Source organism: Sporosarcina sp. CAU 1771, from assembly GCF_054482775.1.
This window is the reverse complement of sequence record NZ_JBTLRN010000023.1, coordinates 23,260-38,103: the sequence shown is the minus strand read 5'-3', so window position 1 is coordinate 38,103 and position 14,844 is coordinate 23,260. Positions and strand designations below refer to the sequence as shown.

Below are 14,844 nucleotides of genomic sequence, written 5' to 3'. Positions count from 1 at the left end.
CATTATGAAGTAGTTTATGGTTATTTGTTTGCAGTCTTCTTCTATAACATAAGTAATTTGGGAGACATGAATATATTATAGGGGGAATTCGAATGGCTTTTCCGCGTAAGGAAAAAGAAGTATCCGACTTTGTCGCAGCCCGTAAAATCGATGAGAAGATTTCATTTGTCCGTAATGACCATGAAGTACATGGTACTATTTATAAAATTTTAGAGAACTCCGTAATTGTTCAAATATCAGCCGGGGATGCAGAGCTTATTGGTGCACCTTCAAATATGACAGTTGTTTCACATAAAAATTACTCAATCTCGTAAGAAATAGTAAATGCATCGGCTTGTTCCTCGAGCCGATGCTTTTTTTGTTCCACAAATACATACCTCATACCTTTAGAACAGTATCCTGGATTCCCTAACCATAAGTTAACAAATCCAACTTGTTTAAAGGAGTTCCTCTCCCCTTTCCAGAAAGAGACATATTACATAAATGAAAGGGGTTTTCTTAAATGATACAAAAAATACTACTCGCTTTAATTATTACAATGGGTACTGTTTACATATTCTTCATACCAACGGATCCGGTTGGCTTTAAAATCCTCATGAAATTAATTCCAATGGCACTAATTATACTTTTCGCACTTTCTATTTCCCCTATGGTTTCTTCAACTTATAAAAAGATCTTAGTTGCAGGACTTTTCGTCTGCATGATAGCGGACGGTGTGATTTATTGGTTCATGGCAGGCCTTGTTACATTTTTCATTGGTCACATTTTTTACATTTTCGCTTTTCGCAACGCTGCTCGAAAACCCGTTCCCAAACCAATCGCCGTACTTTTAATCTTGTACGGTGTAGGAATGGCCGTCTGGATTGCCGGTTCGCAATTTGCAATCGGAGAAACAATTTTAGGTATCGCTATCATCGCTTATATTTCCATCATTTTATTAATGGGATGGATGGCAATTCGAACCCGGTTGAAACTAGCAATTATTGGGGCAATCTTATTTATGGTATCGGATTCCGTGCTTGCAGTTGATCGATTTACATATGAAATTCCTAATCGAGATGCCATTGTAATGCTCACTTACTATGGGGCACAAATTTTTATAGCTGCGAGCATCGGTAGTCGAACTGTCAAATATTCCGTGAACCGAAAGAATCTGATAAGATAAACGTATCAATAATTCATCTTAGGAGGAAGTTACAATGAAAGAAAAACTAATCGAGCGTTTAGTTCGCTACGCAAAAGTCGATACACAATCTGATTTCAACAGCACGGAGTGTCCAACTACTCCAGGCCAATGGGATCTTCTTCATATGTTGGAGAAAGAACTTACCGAAATTGGAATGACTGATATTTCTTTGGATGAAAATGGTTATTTATTTGCGACACTTCCAGCTACTTCAGATAAAGAGATTCCTGTCATCGGATTCCTTGCCCATGTAGATACAGCAACTGATTACACTGGAAAAAACGTGAACCCACAGCGTATTGACAATTACGATGGGAAAGACATTATGTTAAATGAAGAAACAGTTATGTCGTTAAGTACATTTCCCGAGTTATCCAAATACGTAGGTCATACGTTAATTACTACAGACGGAACAACGCTTTTAGGTGCAGATAATAAAGCCGGCATTGCCGAAATTATGACTGCCATGGAATACTTAATTGCAAATCCTGAAATTAAACACGGAAAACTTCGTGTTGGATTTACACCTGATGAAGAAATTGGGCGAGGACCTCACAAGTTTGATGTTGAAAATTTTGGGGCGAAGTACGCCTACACGATGGACGGTGGACCGCTTGGCGAACTTCAATACGAGAGTTTTAACGCTGCTGGCGCAAAAGTAACGTTTCACGGGACAAGCGTTCATCCCGGATCAGCAAAAGATAAAATGGTGAACTCTATTTTAATCGCAAATCAATTCCAAGCAACAATGCCTGTCGATGAAATTCCAGAAAAGACAGATGGGTACGAGGGGTTTATTCATTTAATGGAACTTAACGGTTCTACAGAAGAAACGACTGCTGATTATATCATTCGGTATTTTGATAAAGAAACATTTTTAGCGCGGAAGCAATTAATGATTGATACTGCCGAGAAATTAAAGCAGCAATATGGCGAAGAAGTGATCACACTTGAAATTGAAGACCAGTATTACAATATGGGTGAGAAAATTGAACCTGTAATGGAAATTGTCGAGATCATTTCAGAGGCATTCAATGCTCTTGAGATCGAACCGAATATCGTTCCTGTTCGCGGTGGAACGGATGGTTCTCAGCTTTCCTTTAAAGGCATGCCTACTCCTAATATTTTTACGGGCGGGGAAAACTATCATGGAAAATATGAATTCATCTCAGTTGATAATATGGAAAAAGCAACAGCCGTCATTATTAAAGCTGTAGAGTTATTTGAAGAAAAGGCGTAAGGGGTGCTGATACTATGAGAGAAATCGCGATGGGGATCCTCTCTTCCGTATTTTTCGCGGTGACATTCATATTGAATAGATCCATGGAACTTTCAGGCGGGAGCTGGTTATGGAGTTCATCGCTTCGCTACTTCTTTATGGTCCCTTTCTTAATTGCCATTGTAGCTTATCGAAATGGACTTCGTGATGTGAAAAAAGAAGTTGCTAAGAAACCCATCCCATTTTTCGTATGGAGCGTTACAGCTTTCGTGTTATTCTACGCACCACTTACTTATTCTGCCGCTTATAGTCCCGGCTGGCTACTTGCAGGAACATGGCAATTAACAATTGTAGCTGGTGTCTTACTTGCTCCGTTCTTTACAGTTGTGATAAAGACCGCTACTGGAGAAAAGATGATTCGGCAACAGATTCCTTTGATTTCTTTAGGAATTACGCTCATTATTTTTGCAGGAGTTGTACTTATTCAAATTCCGCATGCTCAAAATGTTGAAGTCCGTTCGTTAGTACTCGGTATCTTGCCGGTCCTCATCGCAGCATTTGCCTATCCACTCGGCAATCGAAAAATGATGGATTTACTGGATGGTCGACTCGATCCTTTTCAACGTGTTCTCGGAATGACAATTATGACACTTCCTGTATGGATAGGCTTTTCCATTTACGCTATGTTGACAGTTGGGCCACCTTCTATGAACCAGCTGATTCAATCTTTCATCGTAGGCGTTAGTTCGGGTGTAATTGCTACAACGTTATTTTTTATGGCAACTGATCTTGCACGTGGCGATCAAGGTAAACTTGCTGCAGTCGAAGCAACTCAATCCATGCAACTCATTTTTGTTATTCTTGGGGAAATGCTATTACTTAGCATCGCCCTTCCAAGTACATTTTCACTCATTGGTATCGCAGTGATTATTGTCGGCATGGCCTTACACAGCTTCCAAACAATTATCAAGAAGAAGCAACTTAATTTGGCTTAACTTACTACTGAAAGCCTTTGGAAATGAACTTTATTTCCGAAGGCTATTTTTGATGAAGATTGAGCGGACATCCAGCGGGATTGACCGGACATTAACTCCTTTTCAGCGGACATCCTACGATTCTGCGGACATCTTCACCTTTTGCGCGGACATCTCGTGCGATTCACCGGACATTATCCTCTTTTCAGCGGACATCCTACGATTCTGCGGACATCTTCCACTTTTGAGCGGACATCCAGCGCGATTGACCGGACATTATCCCCTTTTCAACGGACATCCTACAATTCTGCGGACATCTTCCTCTTTTGCGCGGACATTCAGCGCGATTGACCGGACATTATCCTCTTTTCAGCGGACATCCTACAATTCTGCGGACATCTCGCGTGATTGACCGGACATTAACTCCTTTTCACCGGACATCCACTCCACACAATAAAAAAATGCCTCGGCCTATAATTTAGGCAAAGGCAACTCATTATTTTTACTATCTTACATATTCACCAATTATCTCTACCGCTTTTTCAGTGATGGATGTGTCGATGGCTTTATCAAAGTCAACATCACCGCGGATTGCTCCATTTTCTTTGTATGCATCGTACTGTTTCAATACGTCGTCTACGAACATTTTTCCGTCCGGATCAAGTCCTGTGACATTTACTTTTTCCCACAGTTCTGGATCTTTTAAAGCAGTATGCATTGTCATAATTTCAACCACTTCTTCTTTTCCTATATCTTTAATAAAGGCATCGTTGTAATCTCGAACACCTTTCAAATAAGCGGCCATAAATCGTAAGGATATTTCCTTTTCTTTATTCATAAAGTCAGGCGAACCTAATACCAATGCAATTTGTGATTCCGGCGCGAAGTCTGTTACATCCCCAAATCGGACATGGAATCCTTTTTCGACACCTTGTGCGATAAGTGGTTCAATACTAAGTGCTACATCAATCGTTCCGCTATCTATTGCGCCCAGCATACTTCCAAAGTCAGCCATGAGTACGAATTCAACATCGTCATCTGTTAAGCCTGCAAATTTAAGCATTTCATTATATATATACCAATCAATAGAATTTAACGATGAAATCCCAATTTTCTTCCCTCGGAAATCCGTGTAATCTTTAATTTCATCAACCATATGATTTCCGATAACGAATGTAAAATAGGATTTTCCCGGATTGTTATGTCCTTTATCGGCAATGATTTTCACGTCAATTCCTTGGGCAATTGCGTTAAAGAAAGACGCTGTCGATACCCCACCCGCAATATCCACTTCACCAGCTGCAAGAGCAGGCAACATGTCATCACTATTTGCAAAGTCAGCAAATTTCACTTCAATATTATAATCCTCGAAATATCCTTTTTCCTTCGCAATATAGAAACCCGCACCCGATGCAGCCCCATCTTCTGCAATAATGACTAACTCTCTATTTTCTAGTGGCGCCAAGTCTCCGGAAGGATTCTCCTGACTCACTTCATCAGGAACTTTATCGACGGGTGGGGGGGTTACGGTTTCTTTAGGGGAACAAGCACCAATGATTAGCGCTAAGACGAATAACGGAACAAACCATCCTTTTCTCATTAACCTTGCCACAGAACCTCTCCTTTTCATTCCTTTTCTTGTCTTGATAGTTGTACTTCTCTTTGTAGATGCGTCCATATTTCAACGAATTTCGCCGCCATAACCGGATCTTTTCGGATGTCCTCCATCTTTCTAGGATGCGGCATATCGACGTCAATTTCCTGAATAATTCTACCTGGTTGCGAACTCATAAGGAGAATTCGGTCACTTAATAGAAGCGCTTCGTCAATACTATGGGTAATAAAAAGGACTGTCTTTCCCGTTTCTGCCCATATTGCCAGTAATTCTTCTTGTAAAATAAACTTATTTTGTTCATCCAGCGCAGCAAATGGTTCATCCATAAGAAGAATTTCTGGATCATTTGCGAAAGCACGTGCGATGCTGACTCGCTGCTTCATTCCACCGGATAGTTCCTTGGGATAAAGGGTTGAAAAGTTATCCAGTCCCGTCTTTTTCAAGTAATATGCCGTCCGTTCGTTTATTATTTCTTTTGGCATATGACGCATTTTCAGACCAAATTCAACATTTTCTTTAACAGTCAACCACGGAATAATTCCTCTTTCTTGAAACACCATCGACTGGGAAGGTCGCTCTTCCCCATTTTTTTCGATAGTAAATTCACCAATACTTGGAGTTTCTAACCCTGCCAATATGCGTAAAAGTGTTGTTTTACCACATCCACTAGGACCTACAAGACAGACGAACTCACCGTCTTTTATCGTAAGAGAAATATCGTCAAGCGCTGTCACGCTGCCTTGCTTTTTATAGAAAGCTTTTGTTAGATTTCGTACTACTATTTTTGCTTCCTTACCCATCTATTCACCTCCACGGTAACAACTTTTTTTGTAGCCCTCGGAGTAAAAGAGAGAACAAGTAGCCGAAAAATGAAATGAGGATGAGCCCTACATACATTTCTTGAAGTAGGAATGCTTTATAGGAAATCCAAATGAGATAACCAATCCCTGAGGTTGCTCCCATCATTTCTGCTGCAACAATTGTTAAAAGTGCAATCGCCTGCCCCATTTGAATTCCTTCAAGCATGACTGGAAGTGCACCAGGTAATGCAATTTTCATGAAAAAGTTAACTCTTCCTGCACCATAATTTTTCGCCACGTCTAAATAAATAGAGTCGATATTAATGACTCCGGCCACTGTATTAATGACCACCGGGAAAAAAACACTTCCCGCAATCGTTACAACTTTCGACAAATCACCAATACCAAACAAAATGATAATAATAGGTAGCAAAGCAAGTGTAGGTATCGGCATAAGTGCCATCACAATTGGTGAAACGAAATGACGTATAGGTGAATACATGCCCATCAGTAACCCGACAATAATCCCCGGGATGACACCAAGCAAAAATCCTAGAAAAATCCTGTACATAGAGACACCAATATGCGTCGCTAACTCACCGCTTGCAAGCATCCCATAGAACGTTCCAAGAATTGACGACGGTGGAGGAAAGAAGCGAATATCCATCAAACCCGTCCTTGACATGAACTCCCATAACAATAGAAGAAATATAGGAGAAGCAAATGTCAGCATTCTTTTTAACCGTTCGTTCGTCTGTCTTTTCTTCCATTCACGTTGTTCTATCTCAAATGGATCGTGCCGGACAGCACTATCATTTTTACTCAACGTTCACCACCTCTTCATATAAATTGTATGTGAGTGCCTAAAAAAGTGTGTTAGGCACATGCCAACAAACTCAAGTTTTTTCGTTTATTCCACAAAAAAAATCCACAGAGTATAATCACTCCGTGGACTTCTCATTTTTATGTGCGCCAAGCACTCATGCCGCCGCTCACGTTTATAACTTCTGCAAATCCTGCTTTTTTCAATATTTTCGCAGCCTGTCCACTCCGCATACCACTTTGACAAATGACAAACGTTTCTTTCGACGAATCTAACTCCCCGATACGAGACTTGATCGTATTCAAAGGAATGTTTTTAAACTGCTTTATATGACGCCCACCATATTCTCCCGGTGTCCGAACATCTATAAATTGTTTTGACTTATCTTTCAATACTTCTTTCAAGTCTGTTGTTGAGATTGTACGCACACCTTTTGCCGGCTTCATTCTCCAGACAATAAATCCAACGATCAGTAAAATAAAAATCCATTCCATATGTAACCCTCCCGACTATTCTTACTACTGAATATACCATGCGGGGTATATTCGCGCAACAGCTTTGTTTTGAACTGGTTATATCGGCGGTCGTAGCAGTTATATCGGCGCAAAGTATGTAGTTATCGGCGCTCGCAACACGTATATCGCCCTTTCCCCACTACATATCGGCGAACTATGACTTTCGATGCACCCTTTTCGAGCAAAAAAAACGATTCGGTTCCCGTTCCAACTTTAAAACGCTATAATCAGAGTATGACAAAACTTTCAAGCAACCAAATCAACCAATTAAATATGTATAGTGTGTATACCGAACCAGCAGAACGAAAGCTATTCACTTTGGAAACTCTTCACGGAGAGCATGCCGAAGAATCCCTTCTAGCCGTATTGGCTATTAGTGGTAGTCCCAATAAAACCGTTGCCGCTTCCTATTTCATGCGAAGAATGGGCATGTTTATCGCCATGCAACTTTATAATTTAGCAGCGTACGATGAAGTATGGAGAGGCAAAAAAGAACATCTTGTTTTTGGTGCAATCGAAGAGTTCGGCAAACTTTCGGTAAGTACATTTGCGCGTGAGGACGACTGGAAGGAAGTCGATGACGAGGAACGACGTGAAGTGATTCGGCACATTTTGAAAGAAGAATGCGATGCATTGATTCGGCAAATCCGTACGGTTGCGACGATTCCTTCGCTTACTTTGTGGGAAAACATATTTGGATTTCTACTTTGGCAATACCATGTCCTCCTTTCGAATCCAGGTACTGCAACCGAAGCACGGGCGGACCTGGACATGTTAAAAGACGACGCCCTTTGGGAAGGCATTGCACCCCGTTCGTTATTTGCAACCTATTTAAAAGGATCTGAACCATCCGCTCTGCTGAATACAGAAGTTCGAACGACTTGTTGTTTTTCAAAAGATGTCCCTGGGCTTATTCAATGTGGATTTTGTCCTTTGAATTAACTACTTTTTTCGATAGGCAACATACCAGACTTTCATCGAATATATTGTTCCAGTTGCGGCACCACTGTAGAAAAAACCCATAAAAATACCGGCTGCTAGGTTTCCCCGGTGGCTAATAAAAACGGAAAGTAGAAGTCCCGTAATTGTTGCTACAGTAGAAATCCAACTTTCCGGAAGTTTGAAAAATAATTTCAGTACGACAATAACGAGTATGATGACCGGGACTGCCCAAAAAGCATCCCAAATATTTGTGTGGATCGTAGGGAATTCATTCGGCATGCTAAACATCCTTTTTTTAGATATCTTGTCCAGACTGAATTCGATTTAACCTAAAAAGAAGTGCAATCCATTTACAACTGGATGCACTTCTTTTTAATAGTTATACCGTCTTTGTTGCTGCATTTGAAATTTCTTTTCTTGCGGCATAGATGTTTCTTACAATCGCTTTCCCAACGGCATACGTTGGTATTGCGACAATGATTCCAAGGAATCCTGCAATATTTCCTGCTGCAAGTATAATGGTGATTACTGTCAGCGGGTGGATATCAAGTGTCTTCCCCATTACATTCGGGGTAATTAGGTTGCTGTCGATTTGCTGGGCAACAAGCGTTACTAACGCTACCCATATAACGATTTTAGGATCTTGCACAAGAGCAATCACTAACGCTGGTGCAAATGCAATCCAAGGACCAATAAATGGAATCAAGTTCATAAATAATGCAAAGATAACGAGTAACAATGCATATTCAAGACCGATAATTTTGTAGCCGATAAAGAGAATAATTGCTAAAAGAAAACTAATGAGCAACTGCCCTTGAATGTAAGATCGTAGGACAACATCCATATCGTGTAACGTTTTCTTAATCCATTCACGTCTTTTCCCAGTGAAAAGTCCGTATATGAGCGGTGCAAATTTTTCGTGATCTTTTAAGATGAAGATGAAGAAAAAAGGTACAAGTACTAAAAGCACCATCGCCTGAAGGAATGATTGTATAAATTGGACAACCCATTTTCCAAATTGAATTCCAATTGCTTGTACAGATTCCACTGCAGTCGCAATCGACTCTTGAACTTTTGGAGGTAAATCCTTCTCTTGATCTACTACATAATCGACCAAGTTTGTGACTTCTGCTGTAATTGCCGGAGCATTTTTCACCAACTTATTTACTTGATCAGTAACGGGTGGTCCGATAACTGCGACAAACGCCCAAACAATTGCCAGCAAACCAACAAGTATCGTAAATATGCTCGCCCACCTAGGAAACTTCCTTTTTTCAAGAAAACTTTGGATTGGTTCCGTCATATAAAATAGAACACCACCGAGAAGAAGAGGTAAAAATATTGTTTTCACTATGATGACTAGTGGTGCAAATATCCACCACACTTCAACAAAATATTTAATAATAAATAGGGTTAGTAGAATACCTACCCCTAATTGAAACCATAATTTTTTTATCACATAGAACACTTCCTTTTTCTGGCACACTCGGGCACCATATCATTTAACTAAGTATACCCCGTTATACGGACAACGTCTTAAAAAGTTTCAACAACGCAACGAAGTTTCTAATAACTGGATTTCGCACACTGCACGCTTTACTTTTCAATGACTTTCGAAATGAAGGAACCGACAAGCAAAGCCAACACGGGTGCGCTAATATGAAATACGGATATGTCCGACAGCGTTATTACAAAGGCAAACGTTGCACTTAAACGAAGTTTTTGATTTGAAAAGCCCAATTGTAAACTAGATCCGAGAACCCCTATTAAAGCAAAGCCTGCCAGCATTGCTATAAATGTACTTGGCAAAACTTTAATGAAAGGAACAATTGACCAAGCAAAGATTCCGAATAAAAGTAGGATTACCCCAGAAACAACTGATGCCATATATCGTTTCTCTTTCGGACCAGACTCTTCATCGGCACATACCGCAGTCATCATTCCTCCGATATTCGCACTTTGGCCTCCAAATATACCAGCTAACATAGTAAATATTCCACTCGCGGAAATAATACTTTTTGTCGGGGGATTAAAATCAGTACTTTCTAACGCACCGATTCCCGGAACCGCGTCGTTGCTTAAAATAAGTAATACAAGCGGCAGCGATATTGTAAACAAAGAAATAATTGTAAAATCAGGTCTATACAAAGTAGGGAAAATGTAAGTAATATTCATTGCTAATATTTCAACATCTTGCGTAATGAGTACGATGATTAAAGCTACTGAAATTGCACCAAGAACGGCAGGTACACGTTTAATCCATCTAATAAAGACCAGATAGCTAATTACTGCCGGTATTCCTACTATCGCTAATTCATTAATAGACACTATTAGTCGAACGACATATGCCGTAATCAATCCACCAAGCATTGCAGCTATAACTTCTTTCGGAAACCACGTCATAATTTTAGTGAATAAACCCGATAGCCCTATAAGATATATCGAGAAACCAGCTACCACATATGCTCCTACCAATTCATTAATGGAGTAATGCGGAGTAATAGCAACTAGGAAAGCTACACCAGATAGGGAATGTGCTCCCGTTATCGGTATTTTATAAATCAGTGGAAATAAGATACTAAAGATTCCACCGAAAAAATAGACAGCAAACATCCAGGATATTGTTTCTTTTTGCGTAAATTGACCTGCATTCGCCGCAGCTAGTATTATCGCCGGTGGACCTGTTACCGCGAGCATACCAGAAATAACCCCGGACGAACTATTCGCAGGCGTGAGATCATGTAAAGGATTATATAACTGCTTCCGAATTTTCTTGATTAACATTTGCCACCACTCTCATCAATAGTTGAGCCTTCAGTAATTTAGCATTCTTCTACAAGTATGTATGTAAGAAATCTACATTTGAGGTATCGTTCATTTTCTAGATTAAAGTTCTTATTAATAATTCTGATAATGAATACCTTACCCTAAATTCACCTAGACTTCAATTGACCTAGTAAACTATAGTGCAAAACAATGAATAACAATTCAAATAGCCACTCCCTCACTTGAGTGGCTGTTAATTTTGAATCAGTAGTCTATTTTTCACTCTAATAATCCTCGTTCTATTGCGACGTATAGAAGCCCGATCGCATCGGAATCTGTAAGTGTTCCATTTTCCAATTTCTCTCTCCAAATGGGCGAAAAAGATCCATTATTCACTTTTTCAAGCCTTTCTAAGACTGAAATTGTTGCTCGTAAGACAGTAATGGAAGATGGCTTATATACATTCTCTACGATTTCCTTTTTAGGTGTTATTGGCGTGTTGTTTGGTTGCAATTTAAAGTATATCGCTAGTCCATCGGCAATTGCTTCACCTTGCGCCTTCAAATAGTCATCATCCCGTAGCTTAACGATGTCTACTACTGAATCCATAAATCCACCCTCCGTTAAGAATGCCGGCATTTCTGACTCTCGGAGTACATGGAAATTTGCGCGCTTCATCCCTCGATCACTAATTCCCATTGCCATCACAACCCTTGGATGGACAGCTCCTGCAATCTCTCTAGATTTCGGATCCGCATTTGTTCTGTCCGACGTGTATGTTTCGGCTCCACTATGTTTGCCCCATTTTCCTGATAACGCGTTATGGTGAATTGAAGCATATACATCGGCATTCCATTCGTTTGCCATATTTGTTCGCTTTCCAAGGGCGACGTCTGTTTTACCAGTCGGGTCATCCACACGAAGAATTTCTACATCTTTGTATGTTTTTAGTTTTGCAATGGCAGCTAAGGCTACTTTATTGTTAAATGACCACTCCCCCTCATCATCCGGTGAACGTTTGCCAGGTGTATTCAATCCATGTCCTGCGTCGATTACAATTTTAACCATTTCTGATACCTCCTCTTCGTGTTAATACGACTTTCTATATATCTTATTCACTCCAACTTTCCGCATAACGGCACTTGTCCATTTCTTAGTCATAATAAAAAGGACATCCCAACTTTCAGATGTCCCACCTTTTCATACAAAGCGTTTTAAGATTTTGGTTTTATCAAATGGAAGCCCCAATTGTTTTCGATAAAAGTTGAAGTGTTGCTCCGCATGGGTTAGTAATTTCTTATCCTGATCAAATAACTTTGAACTTTCTTCGTAATGTTCCAATCGAATTTCTTTCCTTAATGACCATGTTATTTCCTCTAAATCTGGATCCACTAATTCGTAGTTTCTTTTTACAATCCCTTCTATTTCGAAAAAAATTTCTTTTGTAATCCCGTCATACCCTTCCCCAGGCACAATGGCGGCTCTTAGGCTTTTTAATATGGGTGTATACACCTTGATCAGAATTTCTATTTTATATTTAACAGATTCGTTTCGAACTTCTTTCATTAATTGAAAATGATACGTAAAAAAACTTGTAATTACGATGGTAATTGAAGAACTGATTAATGCGATGATAATCTCCTTCAATTGCACTCTCCCCCGAAACCTAGCTTCACTGATATTCTATTCAAGCACCTGGATAGGGGGAACCTATGACTTTGGATTATGTATTTGCATACCATTTAAAAAGAAACTCATATCTTATGGAATAACCTTCTTGACGACTCGTTGTGTAGACTTCCGAAAGTTGGGCAAACCATCTATAGATGAAAACAAGGAGGGTGAATATATGAGGAAAATGGCTTTTACAGCGCTTGGACTTGGCGTCGCCTATTTGATGAGAAATAAAGGTGCACGAACCAAATTAATGAAGCAGGTCAACACTTTCAAAGATATGCCTTCAGATAAGTAAGACATCAATTCAAAAAATGGGTATCCCTTTTTTAAGAGGATGCCCATCTTTTTAATTTACAACAGAACTTCGACGCTCCGCCGACCTAACAACATATATACTCGCTTCGTAAAGGATCATCATCGGAATAAAAACAATCAGTTGGCTGATGAAATCGGGTGGCGTGATAAGTGCCGAAATAACTGCAAGGGTCACATACGACCACTTTCGAACTTTCTTCATCGTATCTGCTGTCAGGAGCCCAATGGCAGCAAGAAACATTGCTACGATAGGTAATTCGAACAACAAACCAAGCGGTACAGTCGTCATTAATAAAAATCGTGCATATTCTTGTGCCGAGACCATGATTGTAAAATTAATCGCACCTAACGACAGGAGAAAGTTGTAACTAATTGGATTGACAACAAAATACCCGAACGCTACACCGGTTAAAAATAAAAGAAGCATTACCGGCGAATAAAGGCTTAGAAACTGACTTTCTCTTACATTCAACCCTGGCTTTATAAACCTCCAAAAGAAATGACTGATGATTGGCAAGGATAACCCCAGCGATAGAGCAAACGATATCGACATATAAAACTGCACAACTTCAAGCGGTCCTAGAATGACAAGCTCATGTCCTCGGGTCACATAAGGAAACCAATAATTAATGGAAGCAAAGACACCAATAAAAGTAACTAGAAATACAATTGAGCTATTAATCAGTTGTTTTCTTAAATCAGTCAAATGGTTGATTAGTGACTCATTTTCGGTTGTTTCCTTCTCAGGTTCCAAGGGCTCCTGATGCTCTTTTACTTCAACAATATCGAGCGGACTTTCTATTTTTCGATTGTGGTCTCCAGTAGGGTCCATAAAATCACCTTATACTTGATCCGTTTTCTTTTTTTCTATCTGAACCGGTTCATCTTCATCCATAATGTCCTTCGCCGATTTTTTAAATTCCGCCAATGTCTTACCAACAGCCGCACCGACTTCAGGTAATTTTCGTGGTCCAAATAAAATCAAGACGATGACGAGAATAAGGATCAAACCAGGAACGCCGATAGCTGCTAAGTTCATTGCATTCGTCTCCTTTCATATATCAAACACTCTTCGAAATAATTGCATGCAGAGGGATTGAACTTTATCCACCTTTGTGACAACAGGACGAATAAGGTTCCCAGAATTTCGTAATCCGCTTTAGCAAACTTATATGGCATCTATGCTCCTCCTTTGCATCACTTACCTTTTAAGTTTATTAATACTATAAGCGCTTACAGTAAGCATGCCGATTTCGACACGTTTTCATACAAATTCAACATTTTTCATCAAATTAATTGAGTGCACCTATTTAAAATGCCATAATCACTTGTTCTACACTTAGTATGGTCCGTTTTGCTACTCAATTTACCTGAAAGAAAATATGGATACGTTTACCTGATCCGCCATAAGGGTATTCTTAAAATAAGTCGAATTTATGGAGGTTTTACAATGTTTAATGATGGATTATCGGACAAAATTAAAGGATCAGTCAACAAAGCAAAGGGTGAAGTGAAAGATCAAGTAGGAAATGCATTAGACAATGCATCTCTTCAAGCTGAAGGAAAACTGGATAAAGCAAAAGGAAAAGCTCAAGAAGAAATTGGTAAACTAAAAGAAAAATTTTCCGATAATAAATAACTTTCAACTAAAGAAACGAGTTCCTTCAGATAACTGAGGAACTCGTTTCTTTTGTCTATGTTTATTTGCTACTTGTAAAGTAAATACTCCAAACAAGGAGTGTGAGTAGTTTGCCTAAAAAGAAGGTTTTTACTGAACGTGACCGAAAAGATGCCGAAGGTCCTTATATGGATAACCCTGAAAATCTTCGGACCGATAAAGAAAGTATTTACGACATGCACGAGGATATGAAAACAGTCGACGCCATTCCCCTCGAAGATTTGCGACTTGAATTGCAAGAAGAGAAAGTTCATCGCGACACGAAAAGTGAATCCTCTAGCGAGGAAAAGTACCCTTGATAATAAAAAAACTGCGCCCTTTTGACTAAAGTCGC

The 14,844-nt window shown here is 39.7% G+C and carries 19 protein-coding genes; 8 read left to right on the top strand and 11 right to left on the bottom strand.

All coding sequences use genetic code 11. The annotated features are described in order from the left end of the window. Nucleotides 1–92 precede the first annotated feature (92 nt). From ACXYMX_RS13660 to ACXYMX_RS13645, 4 genes are all read left to right on the top strand, one after another. On the top strand, nt 93–314 hold the full coding sequence (locus ACXYMX_RS13660) for a DUF2187 family protein (protein ID WP_459044802.1): 222 nt from the start codon (nt 93–95) through the stop codon (nt 312–314). 188 nt (nt 315–502) lie between these two features. Continuing rightward, a complete protein-coding gene (locus ACXYMX_RS13655; protein ID WP_459044801.1) occupies nt 503–1,165 on the top strand; it encodes a lysoplasmalogenase in 663 nt (220 codons plus the stop codon). A gap of 34 nt (nt 1,166–1,199) precedes the next feature. Further along, the gene (gene pepT, locus ACXYMX_RS13650) at nt 1,200–2,426 is read left to right on the top strand and encodes a peptidase T (protein WP_459044800.1); all 1,227 of its coding nucleotides are present in this window, start codon (nt 1,200–1,202) and stop codon (nt 2,424–2,426) included. Between the two features lie 14 nt (nt 2,427–2,440). After that, the gene (locus ACXYMX_RS13645; protein WP_459044799.1) at nt 2,441–3,400 is read left to right on the top strand and encodes a DMT family transporter; all 960 of its coding nucleotides are present in this window, start codon (nt 2,441–2,443) and stop codon (nt 3,398–3,400) included. Between the two features lie 484 nt (nt 3,401–3,884). On the opposite strand, the gene ACXYMX_RS13640 is transcribed toward ACXYMX_RS13645, so the two are convergent. From ACXYMX_RS13640 to ACXYMX_RS13625, 4 genes are all read right to left on the bottom strand, one after another. Further along, nucleotides 3,885–4,979 carry an ABC transporter substrate-binding protein gene (locus tag ACXYMX_RS13640; RefSeq protein ID WP_459044822.1) on the bottom strand — a complete coding sequence of 365 codons (1,095 nt, stop codon included), beginning with the start codon at nt 4,977–4,979 and terminating at the stop codon, nt 3,885–3,887. A 26-nt stretch (nt 4,980–5,005) separates the two neighbouring features. Next, nucleotides 5,006–5,794 carry an ABC transporter ATP-binding protein gene (locus ACXYMX_RS13635; RefSeq protein ID WP_459044798.1) on the bottom strand — a complete coding sequence of 263 codons (789 nt, stop codon included), beginning with the start codon at nt 5,792–5,794 and terminating at the stop codon, nt 5,006–5,008. Nucleotides 5,795–5,798: 4 nt separating this feature from the next. Beyond that, a complete protein-coding gene (locus tag ACXYMX_RS13630) occupies nt 5,799–6,620 on the bottom strand; it encodes an ABC transporter permease (RefSeq protein WP_459044797.1) in 822 nt (273 codons plus the stop codon). A gap of 137 nt (nt 6,621–6,757) precedes the next feature. Then, a complete protein-coding gene (locus tag ACXYMX_RS13625) occupies nt 6,758–7,111 on the bottom strand; it encodes a rhodanese-like domain-containing protein (protein ID WP_459044796.1) in 354 nt (117 codons plus the stop codon). 255 nt (nt 7,112–7,366) lie between these two features. On the opposite strand from ACXYMX_RS13625, the gene ACXYMX_RS13620 reads away from it, so the two are divergent. Then, the gene (locus ACXYMX_RS13620) at nt 7,367–8,074 is read left to right on the top strand and encodes a hypothetical protein (RefSeq protein WP_459044795.1); all 708 of its coding nucleotides are present in this window, start codon (nt 7,367–7,369) and stop codon (nt 8,072–8,074) included. Here ACXYMX_RS13620 and ACXYMX_RS13615 read toward each other — a convergent pair whose 3' ends face one another. The 5 genes from ACXYMX_RS13615 to ACXYMX_RS13595 form a co-directional block, all read right to left on the bottom strand. Further along, nucleotides 8,075–8,353, bottom strand: coding sequence for a hypothetical protein (locus ACXYMX_RS13615; RefSeq protein WP_459044794.1), 279 nt, complete (start codon nt 8,351–8,353; stop codon nt 8,075–8,077). A gap of 100 nt (nt 8,354–8,453) precedes the next feature. After that, nucleotides 8,454–9,533: an AI-2E family transporter gene (locus ACXYMX_RS13610; RefSeq protein WP_459044793.1), complete on the bottom strand. Its 1,080-nt coding sequence runs from the start codon at nt 9,531–9,533 to the stop codon at nt 8,454–8,456. Nucleotides 9,534–9,670: 137 nt separating this feature from the next. Beyond that, a complete protein-coding gene (locus ACXYMX_RS13605; RefSeq protein ID WP_459044792.1) occupies nt 9,671–10,858 on the bottom strand; it encodes a benzoate/H(+) symporter BenE family transporter in 1,188 nt (395 codons plus the stop codon). A gap of 261 nt (nt 10,859–11,119) precedes the next feature. Continuing rightward, nucleotides 11,120–11,908, bottom strand: a complete 789-nt coding sequence (locus ACXYMX_RS13600) for an N-acetylmuramoyl-L-alanine amidase family protein (RefSeq protein ID WP_459044791.1) — start codon at nt 11,906–11,908, stop codon at nt 11,120–11,122. A gap of 132 nt (nt 11,909–12,040) precedes the next feature. After that, nucleotides 12,041–12,487, bottom strand: a complete 447-nt coding sequence (locus tag ACXYMX_RS13595) for a hypothetical protein (protein WP_459044790.1) — start codon at nt 12,485–12,487, stop codon at nt 12,041–12,043. A 202-nt stretch (nt 12,488–12,689) separates the two neighbouring features. On the opposite strand from ACXYMX_RS13595, the gene ACXYMX_RS13590 reads away from it, so the two are divergent. Then, complete coding sequence (locus ACXYMX_RS13590) at nt 12,690–12,812, top strand: hypothetical protein (protein ID WP_459044789.1); 123 nt, start codon at nt 12,690–12,692, stop codon at nt 12,810–12,812. Between the two features lie 51 nt (nt 12,813–12,863). Here ACXYMX_RS13590 and tatC read toward each other — a convergent pair whose 3' ends face one another. Both tatC and tatA read right to left on the bottom strand, forming a co-directional pair. Next, entirely contained in the window at nt 12,864–13,664 is an 801-nt protein-coding gene (tatC, locus tag ACXYMX_RS13585) for a twin-arginine translocase subunit TatC (protein ID WP_459044788.1), read from the bottom strand. A gap of 9 nt (nt 13,665–13,673) precedes the next feature. Further along, on the bottom strand, nt 13,674–13,871 hold the full coding sequence (gene tatA, locus ACXYMX_RS13580) for a twin-arginine translocase TatA/TatE family subunit (protein WP_459044787.1): 198 nt from the start codon (nt 13,869–13,871) through the stop codon (nt 13,674–13,676). A gap of 411 nt (nt 13,872–14,282) precedes the next feature. Between tatA and ACXYMX_RS13575 the strand changes: the two genes are divergently transcribed. Both ACXYMX_RS13575 and ACXYMX_RS13570 read left to right on the top strand, forming a co-directional pair. After that, nucleotides 14,283–14,471: a CsbD family protein gene (locus tag ACXYMX_RS13575; RefSeq protein WP_459044786.1), complete on the top strand. Its 189-nt coding sequence runs from the start codon at nt 14,283–14,285 to the stop codon at nt 14,469–14,471. A 110-nt stretch (nt 14,472–14,581) separates the two neighbouring features. Continuing rightward, nucleotides 14,582–14,809 (top strand): hypothetical protein, encoded by a 228-nt coding sequence (locus ACXYMX_RS13570; RefSeq protein WP_459044785.1) that lies wholly within the window; start codon nt 14,582–14,584, stop codon nt 14,807–14,809. The last annotated feature ends 35 nt before the right edge of the window (nt 14,810–14,844 follow it).

Bases quoted from the DNA above. Each gene is read 5' to 3' on its own strand.
- ACXYMX_RS13640 (WP_459044822.1), bottom strand. From the start codon at position 4,979: ATGAGAAAAGGATGGTTTGTTCCGTTATTCGTCTTAGCGCTAATCATT.
- ACXYMX_RS13620 (WP_459044795.1), top strand. From the start codon at position 7,367: ATGACAAAACTTTCAAGCAACCAAATCAACCAATTAAATATGTATAGT.
- ACXYMX_RS13645 (WP_459044799.1), top strand. From the start codon at position 2,441: ATGAGAGAAATCGCGATGGGGATCCTCTCTTCCGTATTTTTCGCGGTG.
- tatC (WP_459044788.1), bottom strand. From the start codon at position 13,664: ATGGACCCTACTGGAGACCACAATCGAAAAATAGAAAGTCCGCTCGAT.
- ACXYMX_RS13635 (WP_459044798.1), bottom strand. From the start codon at position 5,794: ATGGGTAAGGAAGCAAAAATAGTAGTACGAAATCTAACAAAAGCTTTC.
- pepT (WP_459044800.1), top strand. From the start codon at position 1,200: ATGAAAGAAAAACTAATCGAGCGTTTAGTTCGCTACGCAAAAGTCGAT.
- ACXYMX_RS13660 (WP_459044802.1), top strand. From the start codon at position 93: ATGGCTTTTCCGCGTAAGGAAAAAGAAGTATCCGACTTTGTCGCAGCC.
- ACXYMX_RS13615 (WP_459044794.1), bottom strand. From the start codon at position 8,353: ATGCCGAATGAATTCCCTACGATCCACACAAATATTTGGGATGCTTTT.
- ACXYMX_RS13655 (WP_459044801.1), top strand. From the start codon at position 503: ATGATACAAAAAATACTACTCGCTTTAATTATTACAATGGGTACTGTT.
- ACXYMX_RS13575 (WP_459044786.1), top strand. From the start codon at position 14,283: ATGTTTAATGATGGATTATCGGACAAAATTAAAGGATCAGTCAACAAA.
- ACXYMX_RS13605 (WP_459044792.1), bottom strand. From the start codon at position 10,858: ATGTTAATCAAGAAAATTCGGAAGCAGTTATATAATCCTTTACATGAT.
- ACXYMX_RS13590 (WP_459044789.1), top strand. From the start codon at position 12,690: ATGAGGAAAATGGCTTTTACAGCGCTTGGACTTGGCGTCGCCTATTTG.
- ACXYMX_RS13600 (WP_459044791.1), bottom strand. From the start codon at position 11,908: ATGGTTAAAATTGTAATCGACGCAGGACATGGATTGAATACACCTGGC.
- ACXYMX_RS13625 (WP_459044796.1), bottom strand. From the start codon at position 7,111: ATGGAATGGATTTTTATTTTACTGATCGTTGGATTTATTGTCTGGAGA.
- tatA (WP_459044787.1), bottom strand. From the start codon at position 13,871: ATGAACTTAGCAGCTATCGGCGTTCCTGGTTTGATCCTTATTCTCGTC.